At 51.3% G+C, this 21,159-nt stretch carries 17 protein-coding genes; 12 read left to right on the top strand and 5 right to left on the bottom strand.

Annotation, left to right across the window (positions count from 1 at the left end; translation table 11 throughout):
• The first annotated feature begins 1 nt into the window (after nt 1).
• The 4 genes from dmsB (at nt 2) to ACO7SM_RS14115 (ending at nt 3,564) form a co-directional block, all read left to right on the top strand.
• Entirely contained in the window at nt 2–619 is a 618-nt protein-coding gene (dmsB, locus tag ACO7SM_RS14130; RefSeq protein ID WP_490468066.1) for a dimethylsulfoxide reductase iron-sulfur subunit DmsB, read from the top strand.
• A gap of 1 nt (nt 620) precedes the next feature.
• Entirely contained in the window at nt 621–1,484 is an 864-nt protein-coding gene (locus ACO7SM_RS14125; protein ID WP_490468065.1) for a dimethyl sulfoxide reductase anchor subunit family protein, read from the top strand.
• 320 nt (nt 1,485–1,804) lie between these two features.
• A complete protein-coding gene (locus ACO7SM_RS14120) occupies nt 1,805–2,953 on the top strand; it encodes an MFS transporter (RefSeq protein WP_490468064.1) in 1,149 nt (382 codons plus the stop codon).
• A 122-nt stretch (nt 2,954–3,075) separates the two neighbouring features.
• On the top strand, nt 3,076–3,564 hold the full coding sequence (locus ACO7SM_RS14115) for an anti-virulence regulator CigR family protein (protein WP_490468063.1): 489 nt from the start codon (nt 3,076–3,078) through the stop codon (nt 3,562–3,564).
• A 161-nt stretch (nt 3,565–3,725) separates the two neighbouring features.
• Here ACO7SM_RS14115 and ACO7SM_RS14110 read toward each other — a convergent pair whose 3' ends face one another.
• From ACO7SM_RS14110 to ycaO, 5 genes are all read right to left on the bottom strand, one after another.
• Complete coding sequence (locus ACO7SM_RS14110) at nt 3,726–4,520, bottom strand: PA3715 family protein (protein ID WP_490468062.1); 795 nt, start codon at nt 4,518–4,520, stop codon at nt 3,726–3,728.
• 353 nt (nt 4,521–4,873) lie between these two features.
• The gene (gene pflA / locus ACO7SM_RS14105; protein ID WP_203358291.1) at nt 4,874–5,614 is read right to left on the bottom strand and encodes a pyruvate formate lyase 1-activating protein; all 741 of its coding nucleotides are present in this window, start codon (nt 5,612–5,614) and stop codon (nt 4,874–4,876) included.
• Between the two features lie 194 nt (nt 5,615–5,808).
• Nucleotides 5,809–8,091 (bottom strand): formate C-acetyltransferase, encoded by a 2,283-nt coding sequence (gene pflB, locus ACO7SM_RS14100; RefSeq protein WP_490468061.1) that lies wholly within the window; start codon nt 8,089–8,091, stop codon nt 5,809–5,811.
• 59 nt (nt 8,092–8,150) lie between these two features.
• Complete coding sequence (focA, locus tag ACO7SM_RS14095; RefSeq protein ID WP_203358289.1) at nt 8,151–9,008, bottom strand: formate transporter FocA; 858 nt, start codon at nt 9,006–9,008, stop codon at nt 8,151–8,153.
• Between the two features lie 405 nt (nt 9,009–9,413).
• Nucleotides 9,414–11,174 (bottom strand): 30S ribosomal protein S12 methylthiotransferase accessory factor YcaO, encoded by a 1,761-nt coding sequence (gene ycaO, locus ACO7SM_RS14090; protein ID WP_490468060.1) that lies wholly within the window; start codon nt 11,172–11,174, stop codon nt 9,414–9,416.
• Between the two features lie 136 nt (nt 11,175–11,310).
• Here ycaO and ACO7SM_RS14085 point away from each other — a divergent pair, with 136 nt between their 5' ends.
• From ACO7SM_RS14085 to ACO7SM_RS14050, 8 genes are all read left to right on the top strand, one after another.
• A complete protein-coding gene (locus tag ACO7SM_RS14085; RefSeq protein ID WP_490468059.1) occupies nt 11,311–12,003 on the top strand; it encodes a DUF421 domain-containing protein in 693 nt (230 codons plus the stop codon).
• A 214-nt stretch (nt 12,004–12,217) separates the two neighbouring features.
• Entirely contained in the window at nt 12,218–13,306 is a 1,089-nt protein-coding gene (gene serC / locus ACO7SM_RS14080) for a 3-phosphoserine/phosphohydroxythreonine transaminase (protein ID WP_490468058.1), read from the top strand.
• Between the two features lie 70 nt (nt 13,307–13,376).
• Complete coding sequence (gene aroA / locus ACO7SM_RS14075) at nt 13,377–14,660, top strand: 3-phosphoshikimate 1-carboxyvinyltransferase (RefSeq protein WP_490468057.1); 1,284 nt, start codon at nt 13,377–13,379, stop codon at nt 14,658–14,660.
• A 143-nt stretch (nt 14,661–14,803) separates the two neighbouring features.
• On the top strand, nt 14,804–15,571 hold the full coding sequence (loiP, locus tag ACO7SM_RS14070; RefSeq protein WP_490468056.1) for a metalloprotease LoiP: 768 nt from the start codon (nt 14,804–14,806) through the stop codon (nt 15,569–15,571).
• 169 nt (nt 15,572–15,740) lie between these two features.
• A complete protein-coding gene (gene cmk, locus ACO7SM_RS14065; RefSeq protein ID WP_490468055.1) occupies nt 15,741–16,424 on the top strand; it encodes a (d)CMP kinase in 684 nt (227 codons plus the stop codon).
• A 113-nt stretch (nt 16,425–16,537) separates the two neighbouring features.
• Nucleotides 16,538–18,211: a 30S ribosomal protein S1 gene (rpsA, locus tag ACO7SM_RS14060; RefSeq protein ID WP_490468054.1), complete on the top strand. Its 1,674-nt coding sequence runs from the start codon at nt 16,538–16,540 to the stop codon at nt 18,209–18,211.
• A gap of 160 nt (nt 18,212–18,371) precedes the next feature.
• Nucleotides 18,372–18,656, top strand: coding sequence for an integration host factor subunit beta (gene ihfB / locus ACO7SM_RS14055; protein WP_002463068.1), 285 nt, complete (start codon nt 18,372–18,374; stop codon nt 18,654–18,656).
• 218 nt (nt 18,657–18,874) lie between these two features.
• On the top strand, nt 18,875–21,139 hold the full coding sequence (locus ACO7SM_RS14050; RefSeq protein WP_490468053.1) for a ComEC family protein: 2,265 nt from the start codon (nt 18,875–18,877) through the stop codon (nt 21,137–21,139).
• Nucleotides 21,140–21,159 lie beyond the last annotated feature (20 nt).

Below are 21,159 nucleotides of genomic sequence, written 5' to 3'. Positions count from 1 at the left end.
GATGACAACCCAGTATGGATTTTTTATTGATTCCAGCCGTTGCACCGGTTGCAAAACCTGCGAACTGGCCTGCAAAGACTACAAAGATTTAACCCCGGACGTCAGTTTCCGCCGTATTTACGAGTATGCCGGCGGCGACTGGCAGGAAGATAACGGCGTATGGCATCAGAATGTCTTTGCCTATTACCTCTCCATCGCCTGCAACCACTGTGAAGATCCGGCCTGTACCAAGGTCTGCCCAAGCGGTGCGATGCATAAACGTGAAGACGGTTTTGTGGTGGTAGACGAAGATGTCTGCATCGGTTGCCGTTATTGCCATATGGCCTGCCCGTACGGCGCGCCGCAATACAATGCCGCCAAAGGTCATATGACCAAGTGCGATGGTTGTCACGACCGCGTTGCTGACGGTAAAAAACCGATCTGCGTGGAATCCTGCCCGCTGCGTGCGCTGGACTTCGGCCCGATTGAAGAGTTGCGTAAAAAACATGGCGAACTGGCCGCAGTCGCACCGTTACCGGGCGCGCATTTCACGAAGCCCAGTATTGTGATTAAACCTAACGCCAATAGCCGTCCGACCGGTGATACCACCGGTTATCTGGCAAATCCGAAGGAGGTGTAAGATGGGAAGTGGATGGCATGAATGGCCGCTAATGATCTTCACGGTCTTTGGACAATGTGTGGCTGGCGGTTTTATCGTAATGGCATTAGCGCTGATGAAAGGGGATCTGCGTGCTGAATCTCAGCAGCGGGTCATTGCCTGTATGTTTGGCCTGTGGGTGCTGATGGGGATCGGTTTTATTGCCTCTATGCTCCATCTGGGCTCACCGATGCGCGCCTTTAACTCGCTTAATCGTGTGGGATCTTCAGCGCTCAGTAATGAAATTGCCAGCGGCTCTCTCTTCTTTGCCATTGGTGGGATTGGCTGGTTGCTGGCACTGCTCAGGAAACTCTCTCCCGCACTGCGTAATCTGTGGCTGGTTGTGACGATGGTGCTGGGCGTTGTCTTTGTCTGGATGATGGTGCGTGTGTATAACACCATCGACACCATACCGACCTGGTACAGCGTGTGGACTCCGTTAGGCTTCTTCCTGACGCTGTTCATGGGTGGCCCGTTATTGGGTTATCTGCTGCTGCGCCTGGCGGGTGTGGACGGATGGGCAATGCGACTGTTACCGGTGATTTCTGTACTGGCGCTGGTTGTCAGTGCCATGATGTCCGTGATGCAGGGCGCTGAGCTGGCGACTCTCCATAGCTCAATTCAGCAGGCATCTGCGCTGGTGCCGGATTACGGTTCATTAATGGCCTGGCGTATTGTGCTGCTGGCTGTCGCGCTGTGCTGCTGGATCCTGCCGCAACTCAAAGGGTATCAGCCCGCAGTACCGCTGCTGTCAGTCGCGTTTATCCTGCTGTTGGTGGGGGAGTTGATTGGTCGCGGTGTGTTCTACGGCTTACACATGACAGTTGGTATGGCGGTCGCGAGCTAAGCTAAGCATACAGAGTGTCAATCATCTGAGCCGGGGCTTTTGCCCCGGTTTTTCTTTTTTAACGGCCAGGAGTCTGACGAACGAAAAATAGGACATTTTCAATCATGAAATTTTTCGACTGAACGAAACGGGGTGATTTTGTTTTAGATCAATTAAAACAACAACCTGAGATTTGTTGCTTTCTATCCATTCATGTTAAGAATCAGTATTTCAAATCGATAGTCCTGAAACCCCGTCGTGCCGCTAATTTCGCCGATTGACAATGTTTTTTGCGGTGGCATGATGCGCATGAAATTTGAACTTCCTCACGGTTTTTATCCATGTCCACCTATACCCGGCCTGTCATGCTGTTGCTGTGTGGCTTGCTTTTATTGACTCTGGCGATAGCGGTATTAAACACGCTCGTCCCGCTATGGCTCGCCCAGGAAGATCTGCCGACCTGGCAGGTCGGCATTGTCAGTTCGTCCTATTTTACCGGGAACCTGGTAGGGACATTACTCACCGGGTTTTTAATTAAACACCTTGGGTTTAATCGCAGCTATTACATTGCGTCGCTGATTTTTGCCGTCGGTTGTGTCGGGCTGGGCGTGATGGTGGGATTCTGGAGCTGGATGACCTGGCGCTTTATCGCGGGTGTCGGTTGCGCCATGATTTGGGTCGTTGTCGAAAGTGCGCTGATGTGTAGCGGCACGTCGAGAAACCGTGGTCGGTTACTTGCGGCCTATATGATGGTCTATTACGTGGGGACGTTTCTTGGTCAGGTGCTGGTCAGTAAAGTGCCGACGGATCTGATGAACGTGCTGCCCTGGGTAACCGGTATGATTCTGGCGGGGATTCTGCCGCTGCTCTTTACCCGTATTTTGAATCAGCAGTCTGAAGGCCAAAGCACGACGCCGATTGTCTCTATGCTTAAGCTGCGCCAGGCGCGGTTGGGCGTGAATGGCTGCATTATTTCCGGAATTGTGCTGGGTTCACTGTACGGTCTGATGCCGCTGTATCTCAAGCACCAGGGGATCAGTAACGCCAGCATTGGCTTCTGGATGGCGGTATTAGTGAGCGCCGGTATTCTGGGACAATGGCCGATAGGCCGTCTGGCGGACAAATTTGGTCGACTACTGGTTTTACGTGTCCAGGTCTTTGTGGTGATCCTCGGCAGTCTTGCCATGATGATGCAGGCTGCGATGGCACCAGCGTTGTTTATTCTGGGTGCCGCCGGTTTTACGCTTTACCCGGTGGCGATGGCATGGGCATGTGAAAAGGTCGGACAGCACCAGCTTGTCGCGATGAACCAGGCGTTATTGCTGAGCTACACGGTAGGCAGTTTGTTGGGGCCCTCATTTACGGCCATGCTGATGCAAAATTATTCAGATAATTTGCTGTTTATTATGATTGCCAGCGTATCGTTTATTTATCTGCTGATGTTACTGCGCAAGGCTGGCGAGCATCCAACCCCTGTGGCACATGCCTGACGTAAAAAAGCCTGTTAAAAACAGGCTTTTTTTATGCTGTCATATCTAAGAGTTTTACGTATTGTTTACTTCCTGAGAGAAACGATAATTCAGGCAGGTACTTCTTTTAAAAGGCAGTAATCATGTCAACTCGTCGTTTTCTCACTACCGCGTTGGCGGTGATGTTGTCTTTAACATTCGCTTCTGCTCCGGTTCTCGCCGATCCTGGCAATGGTAACGGGAATGGCGGCGGTAAAAGCAACAGCGGCAACCATGGTAATGGAAATTCCGGTAACCATGGAAATAAACAAAATAATGAGAGCAAGTCAAAGGCGGATAAAAAGAACGTCGATGATGATGTCTCTATTCGGATTAATTACGATCGCGCACGGTCACTGGCGCTTAATTACGGTTTAACCGGATATAAAGCGCTGCCACCCGGCATTGCCAAAAACTATGCCCGTGGTAAGCCTCTGCCTCCGGGGATAGCAAAGAAAATGGTGCCTTCTTCAATGCTGGGGCAGTTACCGTCTTATCCGGGTTATGAATGGCGTATTGTCGGTGAGGATCTGGTGTTAATTGCACTGAGCACCGCGATTGTCACCTCGGTGATAAACGGCGTCTTTAAATAAGCATAAAACATGACGTGTCAGGCACTTTTCCTGACTCCTGGCTTGTCTTTCACGCAACCGGTTGTGGTGGAAGGGGAGTGCAGCAAAGCGCATAAGCAGCGTATTTTTTCAGTTGTGCGCGCGGCAAATACGCTGTTGGAAAATTTTATGTCGTTAAGAGCTTACTCCAACGGTGCCAGCGTTTGTGGGACGGTGTACTGTTTCCCGTCATAGCGCAGAGTCCAGTTGGCCTTACTCAGTGTATCTTTCGCAGTGCATTCACCGTTAGCGTCAATAAAGGCTGTGGATGCCACACTTTTTTCGCTGACACGGATATCGGCGTAACCCTTATGGGAAGAGGGGGCGATAGCAAGAGTACGTTTGATATCGTTAAACTCTCCCGCACAGTTTCCGTCCCATTCGCCGCTGTTAGCCGCCAGCGCTACCCCCGCTAATACCCGGCGTAGTTGGTCATTTTCAATGACGTACAACGACAGCGCATCTTCACCTATCGGATTAACGCGTGAGCTGCCGCTACGGGTAATGTGCAGACCAAAGGCGGTTTGGCCGGGAGCCACTTTCCAGCGTGCGGTATCCAGTGCGATACCCGTAATGCGGATTGCATCATCACTCATTCGATCTGGCAGGTGTAATCGTTGTTTAACGTCCAGTGTGTCTGAGTTGAGCACCAGTAGCTCCAGATCGCCATTGTGTTCATCGACGTTTTTCTCCTGGAACATCAGGGGGACAGCGGCAAGCGTCAATTCAGGCTGGGCAGGCCAGACGCGACAAATCGCGCTTTGGGGTGAGTTGCCCGTGATATCGATAACCTGATTATCACGGGTGATTATCGTCCCTTCCGCTGCCGGTTTCGCATCCGGCCACGCGTGCTGCACAATGGCGTTAATATCGCAACGGTTAGCGGCATTCACGCCCAGGCTGGACAGCAGTAAAATCCCTGAAATAAGTAAGCGCATAATTATCTCCTTTAACGGCCTGACAGGTAGAAGCGGGCTGCAACCTGAACGCTGTCGGTGAAATCAACGATCATCGGCAAAGGCCCAGGGCGATTCTTTTTGGCGATTTATGGGAAGGGGGAAACACTCTGTTGCGTGGATATCGCGTTGGCTGTATGGATTGCATTCATTACAGCGCGCAACGGTATTATCGTAGAAGAACGCGACGGTTTCTTGAGTATTATCATCGTTATACAAGCAAAAAAGCTCCGACCCGGGATTAGCCCGGGCCGGAGCTTCATGGCGTGTAAAAAGAAGCGCGAACATTCCATATCGCAAAACGCCATCCATGCTTTGCTTCCTTAGTACATTAATCAATACATCACTTTATGACCATACTGCTCGAGAATGCCTTTTACACGATCCATGGTCTCTTTCTTCGGCGGATGGACGCCATCAAGTTTGTACTCTTCACCCATCGCCACCCATTTGTGTTTGCCCAACTCGTGATACGGCAGCAGTTCAATTTTCTCGACGTTGCCCATATCACGGGTAAACTCGCCCAGGCGATGTGCAGAGTCATCATCATCAGACCAACCCGGTACGACGACGTAGCGGATCCACACGTTAATATTTTTCGTGGACAGGTAGCGGGCAAATTCCAGCGTGCGATGGTTAGAAACGCCCACCAGGTTCTGGTGGATCTCGTCATTCATTTGCTTCAGGTCAAGCATGACGAGGTCAGTCACTTCCAGCAGTTCATCGATCACCGGATCGTAACGACGGACAAAGCCGTTTGTGTCGAGGCAGGTGTGAATGCCTTCTTTTCTACAGGCGCGGAACCAGTCGCGAACGAACTCCGCCTGCAGAATGGCCTCACCGCCGGAAGCGGTAACGCCGCCGCCGGAGGCGTTCATAAAGTGACGATAGGTGACAACTTCTTTCATCAACTCTTCAACAGTCACTTCTTTACCGCCGTGCGTATCCCACGTATCACGGTTATGGCAGTACAGGCAGCGCATCAGGCAGCCCTGGAAAAAGGTAATAAAACGGATACCTGGGCCGTCAACGGTGCCACAGGATTCAAAGGAGTGAATGCGACCAATAACTGACATTGCGGTGTTTCTCCAGATGTGGCCCATCCGGGGCCGTGTGAGTGCACAGTTGTTCACTGTGTCGAGTCTGTTTTGGCAGTCATCCATTAAGTATAGATAGCTGACGAAACAGGCTGCGGGTAGGGGGACTACCTGTTAAAAAGGCCCCACTTACGTGGAGCCTTTATTGTACGCTTTTTCAGTCAGACAGGGAATTACATGGTCTGAGTGAAGGTACGGGTAATAACGTCCTGCTGCTGTTCTTTAGTCAGGGAGTTAAAACGTACTGCGTAGCCAGATACACGGATGGTCAGCTGCGGATATTTTTCCGGATGTTCCATCGCGTCCAGCAGCATTTCACGGTTCATGACGTTCACGTTCAGGTGCTGACCGCCTTCAATGGAAGACTCGTGATGGAAGTAACCATCCATCAGGCCTGCCAGGTTGGTCTTACGAACTTCGTCGTCTTTACCCAGTGCGTTCGGAACGATAGAGAAGGTGTAAGAGATACCATCTTTAGCGTAAGCAAACGGCAGTTTTGCAACGGAGGTCAGAGAGGCAACAGCACCTTTCTGGTCACGGCCGTGCATTGGGTTAGCACCCGGTCCGAACGGCGCGCCAGCACGACGACCATCTGGGGTGTTACCAGTTTTCTTACCATACACAACGTTAGAGGTGATGGTCAGAACAGACTGAGTCGGGATAGCGTTACGGTAAGTATTCAGTTTCTGAATTTTCTTCATGAAACGTTCTACCAGGTCAACCGCCATGTCATCAACGCGAGAGTCGTTGTTACCAAACTGCGGGTATTCGCCTTCGATTTCGAAGTCAACAGCCAGGCCGTCTTCGTCACGAATCGGTTTAACTTTCGCATATTTGATTGCAGACAGGGAGTCAGCAGCAACGGACAGACCAGCGATACCACACGCCATGGTGCGGATAACGTCACGGTCGTGCAACGCCATCAGAGAGGCTTCGTAGCTGTACTTGTCGTGCATGTAGTGGATAACGTTCAGCGCGGTGACATACTGCTTAGCCAGCCAGTCCATGAAGTGATCCATGCGGTCCATGACTTCGTCGAAGTTCAGAACGTCGCCTTTGATCGGTTCAGATTTCGGACCCACCTGGATTTTCAGTTTTTCATCAACGCCGCCGTTGATTGCGTACAGCATGGTTTTCGCCAGGTTTGCACGCGCACCGAAGAACTGCATTTGTTTACCAACAACCATCGGGCTTACGCAGCAAGCGATAGCGTAATCGTCGTTGTTGAAGTCCGGACGCATCAGGTCATCGTTCTCGTACTGCAGAGAAGAGGTGTCGATGGACACTTTAGCGGCGAATTTCTTGAAGTTCAGAGGCAGTTTTTCAGACCACAGAACGGTGATGTTCGGCTCCGGAGAAGGCCCCATGGTGTACAGGGTGTTCAGGAAGCGGAAGCTGTTTTTGGTTACCAGAGTACGGCCGTCAACGCCCATACCACCGATAGATTCAGTTGCCCAAATCGGGTCACCGGAGAACAGTTCATCATATTCAGGAGTACGCAGGAAACGAACCATACGCAGTTTCATGACCAGGTGGTCAATCATTTCCTGAGCGTCTTGCTCTGTGATTTTGCCTGCTTTGATATCACGTTCGATGTAAGCATCCAGGAAGGTGGATACGCGACCGAAGGACATTGCTGCACCGTTCTGAGACTTAACAGCGGCCAGGTAGCCGAAGTAGGTCCACTGGATAGCTTCCTGAGCGTTGGTAGCCGGACCAGAGATATCGCAACCGTATTTAGCTGCCATTTCTTTGATCTGACCCAGCGCGCGGTGCTGTTCAGCGATTTCTTCACGCAGACGGATAGTCGCTTCCAGGTTTACGCCGTTTTCCAGATCGGACTGCAGAGAGACGAACTGAGCGTATTTGTCTTTCATCAGGTAGTCGATACCGTACAGCGCAACGCGACGGTAGTCACCGATGATACGGCCACGGCCATACGCATCTGGCAGACCAGTCAGAACGCCAGACTTACGGCAGTTCAGAATGTCTTTGGTGTAAACATCGAATACGCCCTGGTTATGGGTTTTGCGGTATTCGGTGAAGATTTTTTTCAGCATCGGGTCCAGTTCGCGATCGTACGCTTTGCAGGAACCTTCAACCATTTTGATGCCGCCAAACGGGATAATCGCACGTTTCAGCGGAGCTTCAGTCTGCAGACCAACAATTTTCTCGAGCGCTTTGTTGATGTAACCCGCGTCGTGAGAAGTGATGGTGGATGCAACGGAGGTGTCAAAGTCAACAGGCGCGTGAGTGCGGTTTTCCTGTTTAACGCCTTCCATCACGCTGTCCCACAGAGCTGTGGTCGCATCAGTCGCGCCAGCCAGGAAGGACTCGTCACCCTCATACGGAGTGTAGTTTTTCTGAATGAAGTCACGGACGTTTACTTCATTCTGCCAGTCACCTTTGGTAAAACCTTCCCAGGCTGTGGCTAACTTTTCATTAAGCTCGGACATGTAACACCTACCTTCTTAAGTGGATTTTTTATTTACTGCGTATAACCAACATCAAAGGACTAATGATGATCGTTGCCACGCAGGTAAATGACCCAGTATGTCAACCCGACCAACAAACCGCCGCCGATAATGTTACCGATCGTAACCGGAATCAGGTTATCGGTGATGAAATTCATCACGGTCAGGTGAGTAAAATTCTCCGGAGCGGAACCGACAGCGGCCCAAAATTCCGGTGTTGCGAAGTCGCGGATTACAATACCCAAAGGGATCATAAACATGTTTGCGATACTGTGCTCAAAACCGCTGGCCACAAACATGGCGACCGGTAATACCATGATGAACGCTTTGTCCATCAGGCTGCGACCTGAGTAGCTCATCCACACGGCCAGGCAAACCATCAGGTTAGCAAGAATACCGAGGCAGACAGCTTCAACAAAAGTATGGTGCATTTTATGGTCAGCGGTTTGCAGAACGTTGAGTCCCCATGCGCCATTGGCGGTCATATACTCGCCAGATAGCCACATAAGTAAGACGAACAGCAAGGCGCCGATCAGGTTGCCAACATAAACGTTAAGCCAATTTTTTGCCAGTTGACCCCAGGTGATACGGCCGCTGGCCTTGGCGACGACAATCAGTACCGTTGAAGTAAAGAGGTCTGCGCCGCAGATAACACAAAGAATCAGCCCCAGAGAGAAGCAGATACCCCCCACCAGTTTAGCCATACCGAACGGCATCGTTCCGGTACCGGTTGTGGCGGTAATATAGAAAACAAAGGCGATTGAGATGAATACACCGGCAGTAATCGCCAGATAGAATGTCTTCAGCGGATGTTTCGTTGCTTTATAGACACCTGCTTCTTCGGCCACTTTGGCCATTGCAGCAGGGAGTAAAAGATCAAAAGGGTTGTCAGCTTTCACACTAACTCTCTCTTTATTAAGTCGGCGACGAGATACTAACAAAGCATTATAGATGAGAATTTGATATAGATCATATCTCACCTGGCTTATAGGCCTTCAAGTCGCATGGTTTTTGCACGATTGCGATGTAATTGATTGATTTATAAAATAAAAATAAATTTTAAAAGTTATAATGTGAGTTGAATTTTTTCTCTGAACCTCTGAAAATGCAGTTAATTAAAATGGAGTAATTGACATCTATTGCAACACTTACGCATTATTTTATGTAATATCAACTACCAATATTTAACCTTGTTATTACATTTATTTTTGGTTAGGCAAAAATAAGTAAAACGGGGCACTAAAAGCGCCCCGTAATATAGCTCAACCGAGTGTTCAAGCCTACTTAGCGTAAGCTATTCGGTTTTATTTTGACCACCAGAGGGCTTTTGCACGTTGCAGCTTCTCATAGGCCTTCAACAGAGACTGGTGCGATGGGAACGCCAGTAAGTCGCCGTCAACCGCCTGTAACCCATAAAACGCTGCTTCGCCGCTCAATGCCGCGCTTGCCGCTTCAACGGCTTCTGCGCCATACATGCGAACAAAAGCATTCAGATATTGCAGAGGTTCACGATCCTCTTCCTGCGCCAGCAGCAGTAATGTCTGCAGGCAACGGTAGTAGTTCGCACGTTCAGCGCTGAAGACAGAGGCGTTAAACTCCATCGTCCACTCAGTCCAGATCAGCGCCTGCTCAAGGTCGCCACCAGCCAGCGCCAGCATCGCTTTTAGCTCGCCAATACGCAGCGTAGACCAGCCGTTATCCGGCCCGGTTGCCAGTCCCAACAGTTCGCGTACGCGGGTAAAGTCGTCAAAACCTTCTTCATCGAGTTGTTCGATAAGATTCAGGTAGGTTTCTTTTTCCCACTCGCTGCCCGGCAGAGCAAGGATCGTTTCGCGCAGGTGGCTACCCATGCTGTTGTTGGCTAACCACAGATCTTCGGCCGGGTAGATGTCAGACATGCCCGGCACAATGATACGGCAGGCATAAACGCCCAGGTGCTCATAATCGGCGATGTACACTTCTTTATCTTCAGCATCGAAGATAGCCATCAGGGTGGCGAATTCTTCTTCCGTGGTGCCGGAGAAATTCCAGTCAACGAACGGGTAATCGGCGTTCTGCTTAAACAGATCCCAGGAGATCAGACCGCTGGAATCGATAAAGTGGGTTTCAAGGTTGGTGTGTTCAGCCACTTCTTCGTCATCAAAGGTTGGCGGGGTAAACACATCAAGATCTTTCAGACCGCGGCCCTGCAACAGTTCAGTGACCGTACGCTCCAGCGCCACGCCGAAGTCCGGGTGCGCACCGAAAGAGGCGAAGCAGGTACCGTTGGCCGGGTTAAACAGAACCACGCAGATAACCGGGTACTGACCGCCTAATGAACCGTCATAAGCGAAAATCGGGAAACCTTCGGCTTCCAGTTTAGCGATGGATTCGACCACGGCCGGATAGCGCGCCAGCACATCGGCTGGGATTTCCGGCAGGCTGATGCTTTCCGCGATAATGCGATTTTTCACATAACGTTCAAAAACTTCAGACAGCCCCTGAACGCGCGCTTCATTCGGCGTATTACCGGCAGACATCCCGTTAGAAACATACAGGTTGCCGATAATATTCATCGGAATATACACGGTCTGGTTATCAGACTGGCGGGTAAACGGCAGACCGCAGACGCCGCGCTCTTCGTTACCGGACTGCAGGTCAATCAGCATACTTCCGGTGAGTTCGTTATCCGGATCGTAGAACGCACGCAGACGCGCATCCAGCAGACCTTCAGGAACGTCGTCATCTTCGGTTAGCGGGAACCATTTTTCGTTCGGGTAATGGACGAACGGGCCATTGGCGATGGTGTCACCGAGCCAGAAATCAGCAAAGAAATAGTTCGTGGACAGACGCTCAAAATATTCGCCCAGCGCGGAGGCCAGTGCCGCTTTTTTTGTCGCGCCTTTACCGTTGGTGAAGCACAGCGCGCACTCTTTGTCGCGAATGTGCACAGACCAGACGTTTGGCACCGGATTCAGCCAGGAGGCCTCTTCAATATGGAAACCAAGGTCGAGCAGTTTTTGCTGGAAGCGAGCGATGGAATCTTCCAGAGCAGCGTCTTTGCCAGGGATAAATGTTTGCGTCATGAAAATCACTTTTGTCGTACGGAAAGCGCGCAATCATACGGGTTTTCCAGGCATGGCGCTATCGCCGCCGGGCCTTCGGCGTAAATAAAAGTATTGACTATGCTTTTACAAAACTCACCCGCGCAAGGGCACAAAAATGAAGGCGTTCGATTGGCAACGTATGGCGCTGGATAACGTGCCGCTGGAGTTTCTGGGGGAAGTGGCGCTGCGAAGCTTCTATACCTTTGTTCTGGTGTTTCTTTTTCTGAAGATGACCGGACGCCGAGGCGTACGGCAGATGTCGCTCTTTGAAGTGTTGATCATTTTGACGCTGGGATCGGCCGCCGGAGATGTCGCGTTTTATGATGATGTTCCGTTGCTCCCGGTGTTGGTCGTTTTTCTCTCGCTGGCCTTGCTTTATCGGCTGGTCATGTGGCTGATGGCGCACAGCGAGAAACTGGAAGATATGCTGGAAGGCAAACCGGTGGTTATCATTGAAGACGGTCAACTGGCCTGGTCGAAGCTCGGGCGGGCGAATATGACCGAGTTTGAGTTCTTTATGGAGCTGCGTCTAAACGGTGTTGAACAACTGGGGCAGGTGAAACTCGCTATCCTGGAAACCAATGGACAAATTAGCGTCTATTTTTTTGCCGACGAAGAGGTGAAGTCTGGACTCAGCATTCTGCCTAAACAATGTACGCAGCGGTTTAACGTTGTTCCCGAGGCGGGGGACTACGCCTGTGTGCGTTGCAGCGAAGTGATAGCGATGAAAGCCGGCGATCATCAATTATGTCCTCGCTGTGAAAATCCAGAATGGTCGAAGGCCAGTCAGGCAAAACGGATCGTCTGACAGCAAAAATATCGGTTTTAACCCGCTAAACCGATAGATTCTGTTGTGTGATGCAACGCGCATTTTTGCGCCGGTCAGTTTTACCCATTGCGGCGCGTGTCACTGAATGATAAAACCGATATCCACAGCAATAACATATATCCAATGTCTGTCGTTCTGCTGTTCGCAACTGACGGGATGTTGAGTTGAAAACAATACAACGTGGTGAGGGGAAATGGCTCAGGTCTTCAATTTTAGTTCAGGTCCGGCAATGCTACCGGCAGACGTGCTTAAACTGGCGCAACAGGATCTCTGTGACTGGCAGGGTCTTGGCACATCAGTAATGGAAATTAGCCACCGCGGCAAAGAGTTCATCCAGGTTGCAGAGGAAGCAGAGAAAGATTTTCGCGATCTCCTCCGCGTCCCCTCTAACTACAAAGTCTTGTTCTGTCATGGCGGTGGCCGTGGTCAGTTTGCCGCTGTTCCGCTCAATATTCTGGGCGATAAAACCACGGCGGATTACGTTGATGCCGGATACTGGGCTGCCAGCGCCATTAAAGAAGCCAAAAAATACTGCACGCCCAATGTGATTGACGCCAACGTCACCGTTGACGGTCTGCGTGCGGTTAAGCCCATGAGCGAATGGCAACTTTCTGATAATGCCGCCTACTTGCACTACTGCCCGAACGAAACCATCGACGGCATCGCAATCAATGAAACGCCGAATTTTGCCTCTGATGTGGTCGTAACCGCCGATTTCTCTTCGACGATTCTCTCTACGCCACTGGATATTTCCCGTTACGGGGTGATTTATGCCGGTGCGCAGAAAAATATCGGTCCTGCGGGTCTGACGATTGTGATCGTGCGTGAAGATTTGCTGGGCAAAGCGCATACCTCCTGTCCGTCTATCCTTGATTACAGCGTGCTGAACGAGAACGATTCTATGTTCAACACCCCGCCGACATTCGCCTGGTATCTCTCTGGTCTGGTCTTCAAATGGCTGAAAGAGCAGGGCGGTGTGGCCGCGATGGATAAAATCAATCAGCAAAAAGCGGAACTGCTGTATGGCGTGATTGATAACAGTGATTTCTATCGTAACGATGTGGCGAAATCTAACCGCTCCCGCATGAACGTACCGTTCCAGTTGGCGGATAGCGCGCTGGATAAACTCTTCCTTGAAGAATCATTTGCAGCAGGGCTGCATGCGCTGAAGGGCCACCGTGTGGTGGGAGGAATGCGCGCCTCTATCTATAACGCTATGCCGCTTGAAGGCGTTAAAGCGCTGACCGATTTCATGATTGATTTCGAACGTCGCCGCGGCTAATTGGCTGTACTTTTTCATCCCCACAGCGTGTCTGTGGGGTTTTTATTTCCGTTTTTGAGAGTTGAGTTTCATGGAATCCCTGACGTTACAACCCATCGCGCGGGTCGATGGCACCATTAATCTGCCTGGCTCCAAAAGTGTGTCAAACCGCGCGTTGTTACTGGCAGCATTAGCACGCGGCACCACTGTTCTGACTAACCTGCTGGACAGCGATGACGTTCGCCATATGCTTAATGCGCTGAGTGCGCTGGGGATTGATTATACCCTGTCTGCCGATCGTACCCGTTGTGAGATCCACGGCAACAGTGGCGCGTTACAGGCTGAAGGCTCGCTGGAACTGTTTCTCGGCAATGCGGGAACCGCCATGCGCCCACTGGCGGCAGCGTTGTGCCTGGGGACGAACGATATCGTGCTGACGGGTGAACCGCGCATGAAAGAACGTCCGATTGGACACCTCGTGGATGCCTTACGTCAGGGCGGGGCGAATATTGAGTACCTGGAGCAGGAAAACTATCCGCCGTTACGTCTTCGCGGTGGATTTACCGGTGGGCAGGTTGACGTTGACGGCAGTGTTTCCAGCCAGTTTCTCACCGCATTGTTGATGACCGCGCCGCTGGCGCCGCAAGATTCGACGATTGTTATCAAAGGTGAACTGGTATCGAAGCCGTATATCGATATCACGCTGAATCTGATGAAAACGTTTGGCGTTGAGATTGAGAACCAGAATTACCAGCGTTTTGTCGTCAAGGGAGGGCAGCAGTATCAGTCTCCGGGCGCGTATCTTGTCGAAGGCGATGCCTCCTCTGCTTCCTATTTCCTCGCAGCCGGTGCCATTAAAGGCGGTACGGTGAAAGTGACCGGTATTGGCCGTAACAGTATGCAGGGCGATATTCGTTTTGCCGATGTGCTGGAAAAAATGGGTGCGACGGTAACCTGGGGCGACGATTATATTGCCTGTACCCACGGTGAATTAAATGCCATTGATATGGACATGAACCATATTCCTGATGCGGCAATGACTATTGCAACCGCGGCATTGTTTGCGAAAGGCACAACGACGCTGCGTAACATCTATAACTGGCGGGTGAAAGAGACCGATCGCTTATTTGCCATGGCGACCGAGCTGCGTAAAGTGGGCGCTGAAGTAGAAGAAGGGCACGATTTCATTCGCATCACGCCGCCCGCGCAATTACAGTTTGCCGAGATTGGAACGTACAACGATCATCGCATGGCGATGTGTTTCTCGCTGGTGGCGTTATCCGACACGCCAGTCACGATTCTCGATCCTAAATGTACCGCTAAAACCTTCCCGGATTACTTCGAACAGTTAGCGCGAATCAGTACGCTTGCGTAATCTGCATGATGAGTGATGAACGCCGACCCTGAGTCGGCGTTTTTTTTCGGACTTTTTGGCCGTGTGCAACAATGCTAATCTCCGCGTGATTTTGTAACTCATTAATATTTATATAAATAATGTTTAATCAACGGATGATTCACATGAAAAATGCAAAAATACTGCTGGCACTCGCCGTTTCCGCCGCGCTGCTGAGCGGTTGTCAAAATACACACGGTATCGACACCAATCTGGCGGTCAGTTCTGGGTTGTCTGCTTACAAAGCGGCGACGCTGACGGACGCCGATGCCAAAACGATCGCGAACCAGGGGTGCCAGGAACTGGATAGCCAAAATAAAATGGCCAGTTCGTCCAGCAACTACAGCAAACGCTTAGCCAAAATCGCCAAAGCGCTGGGTAATAACATCAACGGTACACCGGTTAATTATAAGGTTTACATGACCAGAGATGTTAACGCCTGGGCGATGGCAAACGGCTGCGTACGCGTCTATAGCGGTCTGATGGACATGATGAACGACAATGAGATTGAAGGCGTTCTCGGCCATGAACTGGGTCACGTCGCGCTGGGACACTCGCTGGCAGAAATGAAAGCGTCTTACGCTGTCGTTGCCGCACGCGACGCTATCTCCGCCACCAGCGGCGTAGCGGCTCAGCTTTCTCAATCTCAGCTTGGTGATATCGCAGAAGGGGCGATCAATGCCAAATACTCGCGTGATAAAGAGTCGGAAGCGGATGATTTCTCGTACGATCTGATGAAAAAACGCGGTATCAGCACCCAGGGGCTGGTTGGCAGCTTTGATAAGCTGGCAGCGATGGATGCGGCGCATACTAAATCGATGTTCGATTCCCATCCGCCATCAACCGAACGTGCGCAGCATATTCGCGACCGTATCACTGCGGATAAAAAGTAAAAGTTTGTCATCTCCCGGGCTGAGACTCTCTCAGCCCGCTATAATTGCGTAATTCTTCTGCATTTCATCTCCTGTTGCCCGTAATTTGCAAGCAATACTCACTTTCCGGCGTACAGACGCGTATAATGCGCGGCGTTCACGTTAACGGTATGCCTTTAAGGAGATAAAGATGACAGCAATTGCCCCGGTAATTACCATTGATGGCCCAAGCGGTGCAGGCAAAGGCACCTTGTGCAAGGCAATGGCGGAAGCATTGCAGTGGCATCTGTTGGACTCTGGTGCGATTTATCGTGTACTGGCGTTGGCAGCATTACATCACCATGTTGATGTAACCTCTGAAGACGCGCTGGTGCCGCTGGCATCGCATCTGGATGTCCGTTTTGTCTCAACGAACGGCACTCTGGAAGTGATACTGGAAGGGGAAGATGTCAGTGGCGAAATACGGACTCAGGACGTCGCCAATGCCGCCTCTCAGGTGGCGGCTTTTCCACGTGTGCGCGAAGCGTTGCTACGCCGTCAGCGTGCGTTCCGTGAGCAGCCAGGTCTTATCGCTGACGGACGTGATATGGGCACGGTGGTATTCCCTGATGCGCCGGTAAAAATTTTTCTTGACGCCTCTTCTGAAGAACGTGCTCATCGCCGTATGCTTCAGTTGCAGGAGAAGGGCTTTAGTGTTAACTTTGATCGCCTTTTGGCCGAGATCAAAGAACGCGACGATCGCGATCGAAATCGTGCTGTAGCGCCGCTGGTTCCCGCTGCTGATGCTTTAGTTTTGGATTCTACCCGATTAAGCATTGAGCAAGTGATTGAAAAAGCGTTACAATACGCGCGCCAAAAACTGGCACTCGCTTAAACGCGACCGAATTTGCAGTACCCCCGTTGCAATGGATTGACAGCGGGTATGTTAAACAACCCCATCCGGCACGGAGCCAGGTGGACGTTAAATATGAAACCTGAAGATTAAACATGACTGAATCTTTTGCTCAACTTTTTGAAGAATCCTTAAAAACAATCGAAACCCGCCCGGGTTCCATCGTTCGTGGCGTTGTTGTCTCTATCGACAAAGACGTTGTGCTGGTTGATGCGGGCCTGAAATCTGAATCTGCTATTCCGGCAGAGCAGTTCAAAAACGCAGCTGGCGAACTGGAAATCCAGGTGGGTGACGAAGTTGACGTTGCTCTGGATGCAGTAGAAGACGGCTTCGGTGAAACCCTGCTGTCCCGTGAAAAAGCTAAACGTCATGAAGCTTGGATCACGCTGGAAAAAGCTTACGAAGACGCTGAAACTGTTGTTGGTATCATCAACGGCAAAGTTAAAGGTGGCTTCACTGTTGAGCTGAACGGTATTCGTGCGTTCCTGCCAGGTTCACTGGTAGACGTTCGTCCGGTTCGCGACACGCTGCACCTGGAAGGCAAAGAGCTTGAATTCAAAGTAATCAAGCTGGACCAGAAGCGTAACAACGTTGTTGTTTCTCGTCGTGCCGTTATCGAATCCGAGAACAGCGCAGAACGCGATCAGCTGCTGGAAAACCTGCAGGAAGGCATGGAAGTTAAAGGTATCGTTAAGAACCTCACTGACTACGGTGCATTCGTTGATCTGGGTGGTGTTGACGGCCTGCTGCACATCACTGACATGGCATGGAAACGCGTTAAGCATCCGAGCGAAATCGTAAACGTGGGCGACGAAATCACTGTTAAAGTGCTGAAGTTCGACCGCGAGCGTACCCGTGTATCCCTGGGCCTGAAACAACTGGGCGAAGATCCGTGGGTAGCTATCGCTAAGCGTTATCCGGAAGGTACCAAACTGACTGGTCGCGTGACCAACCTGACCGACTACGGCTGCTTCGTTGAAATCGAAGAAGGCGTTGAAGGCCTGGTTCACGTTTCCGAAATGGATTGGACCAACAAAAACATCCACCCGTCCAAAGTTGTTAACGTTGGCGATGTAGTGGAAGTTATGGTTCTGGATATCGACGAAGAACGTCGTCGTATCTCCCTGGGTCTGAAGCAGTGCAAAAACAACCCATGGCAGCAGTTCGCGGAAACCCACAACAAGGGCGACCGTGTTGAAGGTAAAATCAAGTCTATCACTGACTTCGGTATCTTCATCGGCCTGGACGGCGGCATCGACGGCCTGGTTCACCTGTCTGACATCTCCTGGAACGTTGCAGGCGAAGAAGCAGTTCGTGAATACAAAAAAGGCGACGAAATCGCAGCAGTTGTTCTGCAGGTTGACGCAGAGCGTGAGCGTATCTCTCTGGGCGTTAAACAGCTCGCAGAAGATCCGTTCAACAACTGGGTTGCACTGAACAAGAAAGGCGCAATCGTAAACGGTAAAGTCACTGCTGTTGACGCTAAAGGCGCAACCGTAGAACTGGCTGACGGCGTTGAAGGTTACCTGCGCGCTTCTGAAGCTTCCCGTGACCGCGTTGAAGATGCAACTCTGGTTCTGAGCGTTGGCGACGACGTTGAAGCTAAATTCACCGGCGTTGATCGTAAAAACCGTGCAATCAGCCTGTCTGTTCGTGCGAAAGACGAAGCTGATGAGAAAGATGCAATCGCAACTGTTAACAAACAGGAAGATGCAAACTTCTCCAACAACGCAATGGCTGAAGCTTTCAAAGCAGCTAAAGGCGAGTAATTCTCTGAAACTTCGGGGTGTTTCATCCTGAAGTATCACGAGTTTACTTGACAGATTGCGGGATTCGTCCTGTAATCAAGCACTAAGGGCGGCTACGGCCGCCCTTAATCAATGCAGCGACAGTAACAGCTAATTTTGCCTTTAAGGAACCGGAGGAATCATGACCAAGTCAGAATTGATTGAAAGACTTGCAACCCAGCAATCTCACATTCCCGCGAAAGCGGTTGAAGATGCAGTGAAAGAGATGCTGGAGCATATGGCCTCGACTCTTGCGCAGGGCGAGCGTATTGAAATCCGCGGTTTCGGCAGTTTTTCTTTGCACTACCGCGCACCTCGTACCGGACGTAACCCGAAGACTGGCGACAAAGTGGATCTGGAAGGAAAATATGTTCCACACTTTAAACCGGGTAAAGAACTGCGCGATCGCGCCAATATTTACGGTTAAGTTTTACGCTAAAACTTGAGCCAGAAAAAAGCACCGTAGAGGTGCTTTTTTCGTTTCTGGAACCTCGTCAAAGATAGGGAACTGGAATCCCCTTCGCATTTGTATTTGTGCGTTTCACCCGCCCTTCGAAAACAGCGGAATCCTTGCTGTAAGTTGTCAAACCGCCACCGGACAACCACACCACAACACGGCACACTTTCTCTAACAGGGAGGTGCCTATGAAAATAACAACGGTGAGCGCGTGCGCAGTGTCTGGCATTCTGCCTTTGCTGCTATTGCCTGCACTACCGGATACGCCGTATCTCGCTGTCGTGTTCCTTCTGGCGTGTGTGTTCTGTTTTATTCCCCGGCGTTGGGCGCGTTATGCCGCACTGACCGTGCTCTTCTTTCTGTGGGGGATCCTCGCTGCAAAACAGTCTCTCTGGCCGGGCAATACATTGCCAGGTGCAACGCAACAGGCTGTTGTGCAAATAACGGCAACGGATCATATGACGACGCATTATGGGCAAATTACGCATGTGCAGGGGAAGCGACTTTTTCCGGCGGTGGGTATCGTTTTAAACGATCAGTATTTGCCAGGCAGCGTGTGCGCCGGACAACGGTGGGCAATGACGTTAAAGATACGCGCGGTACATGGTCAACTGAATGACGGTGGGTTCGATAGCCAACGTTATGCGTTGGCCCAGCATCAACCTCTGACGGGGCGTTTTTTGCAGGCAACGGTGATCGACCCCCAGTGCAGCTTACGCGCTCGCTACTTGTCTTCTCTCACGACGGCGCTGGCAAACTATCCCTGGCAACAGGTCATCCTGGGGCTGGGAATGGGGGAGCGTTTGTCGGTGCCGCAGGAGGTGAAAGATCTCATGCGGGATACTGGCACAACACATCTGATGGCGATTTCCGGGCTGCATATTGCCTTTGCCGCGTTGCTCGCGGGGGGAATTATTCGGGGTCTGCAATGTGTATTTCCAACGGGGTGGATCCGCTGGACGCTTCCCCTTGTGGGTGGAATCGGCAGCGCCCTGTTTTATGCCTGGCTTACGGGGTTGCAGCCACCCGCGTTACGCACGGTTATCGCCTTGAGCGCATGGGGAATACTTAAATTAAGTGGACGGCAATGGAGCGGATGGGAGGTCTGGCTTTGTTGTCTGGCGGCGATTGTTATTGCCGATCCTGTTGCCATTCTGTCGCAGAGTTTGTGGCTGTCGGCATTGGCGGTTGCCGCACTTCTATTTTGGTATCAATGGGGGCCTTCTCCAGCCCGCTCGGTATCACGCGCGGGGCGTTTTATAGGGAGTCTCATCCATCTGCAGTTCGGCATTACGGTGTTGCTCTTACCTGTGCAAATTGCGATGTTTCATGGCATGAGTGTGACCGCATTTCTGGCAAATCTGTTTGCTGTGCCACTGGTGACATTTGTTTCTGTCCCTCTCATTTTGGCCGGTATGGTGATGCACCTGACGGGGCCACTTCTCATTGAAGAAGGATGCTGGTATCTGGCCGATCGTTCACTGGCACTCTTGTTTTGGCTGCTCAGCCATTTACCGGAAGGCTGGATCAGTATTGATAAGCGGTGGCAATGGCTGGCATTGTCTCCCTGGTTAATCATTGTTGTCTGGCGATTTGCGGTCTGGCGTACCTGGCCGGGGGTCTGCCTGGCAGGCGCAATGTTAGTCAGTTGGCCCCTATGGCGTACAGAGTCCAAAGATGAATGGCAGGTTCACATGCTGGATGTCGGGCAGGGGTTGGCGATGGTGATTGCCCGCAATGGCAAGGCGATTCTCTATGATACCGGAGGCGCCTGGCCGGGGGGTGACAGCGGACAGCAGGTGATCATTCCCTGGCTGCGCTGGCACAACCTGAAACCCGAAGGCATTATTCTCAGCCACGAACATCTGGACCATCGTGGCGGATTGCACTCATTACAGAAAGCCTGGCCAACGCTTTGGATAAGAAGCCCGTTAGGATGGGAAGGGCACCAGCCCTGTTTTCGGGCAGAGCAGTGGACATGGCAAGGATTGACGTTTCGCGCGCACTGGCCACTCAAAGGCAATAAAGAAAATGGGAATAACCGTTCCTGCGTCGTCAAAGTCGATGATGGCAAGAACAGTGTAATGCTGACGGGGGATATTGAATCCGGCGCAGAACAAAAAATGCTAAGTCACTATTGGCAGCATTTACAGGCGACATTTATTCAGGTTCCGCATCATGGTAGCAATACGTCTTCGTCGCTGGCATTAATTCAACGTGTTGAGGGGCAGGGGGCGCTGGCCTCGGCATCGCGTTACAACGCCTGGCGACTGCCTTCATGGAAAGTCAGACAGCGATACCGGCAACAGGGATATCAATGGCTGGATACGCCGCATCAGGGGCAGATTTCGCTTATCTTTTCCTCGCAAGGTTGGCAAATTCGCAGTCTACGGGAGCAAATTTTACCTCGTTGGTATCATCAGTGGTTTGGCGTGTCAGAGGATAACGGGTAGAATATGCGGCTATTTCAACA

Source organism: Citrobacter sp. LJND-P06 (assembly GCF_058188415.1).
Note: the sequence above shows the minus strand (reverse complement) of the source record. Positions and strands in the feature narration are given on the sequence as shown.

What these genes read in the sequence shown, in the direction of transcription:
- serC (WP_490468058.1), top strand. Translation starts at nt 12,218, where the DNA reads ATGGCTCAGGTCTTCAATTTTAGTTCAGGTCCGGCAATGCTACCGGCA.
- aroA (WP_490468057.1), top strand. Translation starts at nt 13,377, where the DNA reads ATGGAATCCCTGACGTTACAACCCATCGCGCGGGTCGATGGCACCATT.
- cmk (WP_490468055.1), top strand. Translation starts at nt 15,741, where the DNA reads ATGACAGCAATTGCCCCGGTAATTACCATTGATGGCCCAAGCGGTGCA.
- ACO7SM_RS14085 (WP_490468059.1), top strand. Translation starts at nt 11,311, where the DNA reads ATGAAGGCGTTCGATTGGCAACGTATGGCGCTGGATAACGTGCCGCTG.
- ACO7SM_RS14125 (WP_490468065.1), top strand. Translation starts at nt 621, where the DNA reads ATGGGAAGTGGATGGCATGAATGGCCGCTAATGATCTTCACGGTCTTT.
- loiP (WP_490468056.1), top strand. Translation starts at nt 14,804, where the DNA reads ATGAAAAATGCAAAAATACTGCTGGCACTCGCCGTTTCCGCCGCGCTG.
- ihfB (WP_002463068.1), top strand. Translation starts at nt 18,372, where the DNA reads ATGACCAAGTCAGAATTGATTGAAAGACTTGCAACCCAGCAATCTCAC.
- ycaO (WP_490468060.1), bottom strand. Translation starts at nt 11,174, where the DNA reads ATGACGCAAACATTTATCCCTGGCAAAGACGCTGCTCTGGAAGATTCC.
- pflB (WP_490468061.1), bottom strand. Translation starts at nt 8,091, where the DNA reads ATGTCCGAGCTTAATGAAAAGTTAGCCACAGCCTGGGAAGGTTTTACC.
- ACO7SM_RS14120 (WP_490468064.1), top strand. Translation starts at nt 1,805, where the DNA reads ATGTCCACCTATACCCGGCCTGTCATGCTGTTGCTGTGTGGCTTGCTT.
- dmsB (WP_490468066.1), top strand. Translation starts at nt 2, where the DNA reads ATGACAACCCAGTATGGATTTTTTATTGATTCCAGCCGTTGCACCGGT.
- ACO7SM_RS14110 (WP_490468062.1), bottom strand. Translation starts at nt 4,520, where the DNA reads ATGCGCTTACTTATTTCAGGGATTTTACTGCTGTCCAGCCTGGGCGTG.
- pflA (WP_203358291.1), bottom strand. Translation starts at nt 5,614, where the DNA reads ATGTCAGTTATTGGTCGCATTCACTCCTTTGAATCCTGTGGCACCGTT.
- ACO7SM_RS14115 (WP_490468063.1), top strand. Translation starts at nt 3,076, where the DNA reads ATGTCAACTCGTCGTTTTCTCACTACCGCGTTGGCGGTGATGTTGTCT.
- rpsA (WP_490468054.1), top strand. Translation starts at nt 16,538, where the DNA reads ATGACTGAATCTTTTGCTCAACTTTTTGAAGAATCCTTAAAAACAATC.
- ACO7SM_RS14050 (WP_490468053.1), top strand. Translation starts at nt 18,875, where the DNA reads ATGAAAATAACAACGGTGAGCGCGTGCGCAGTGTCTGGCATTCTGCCT.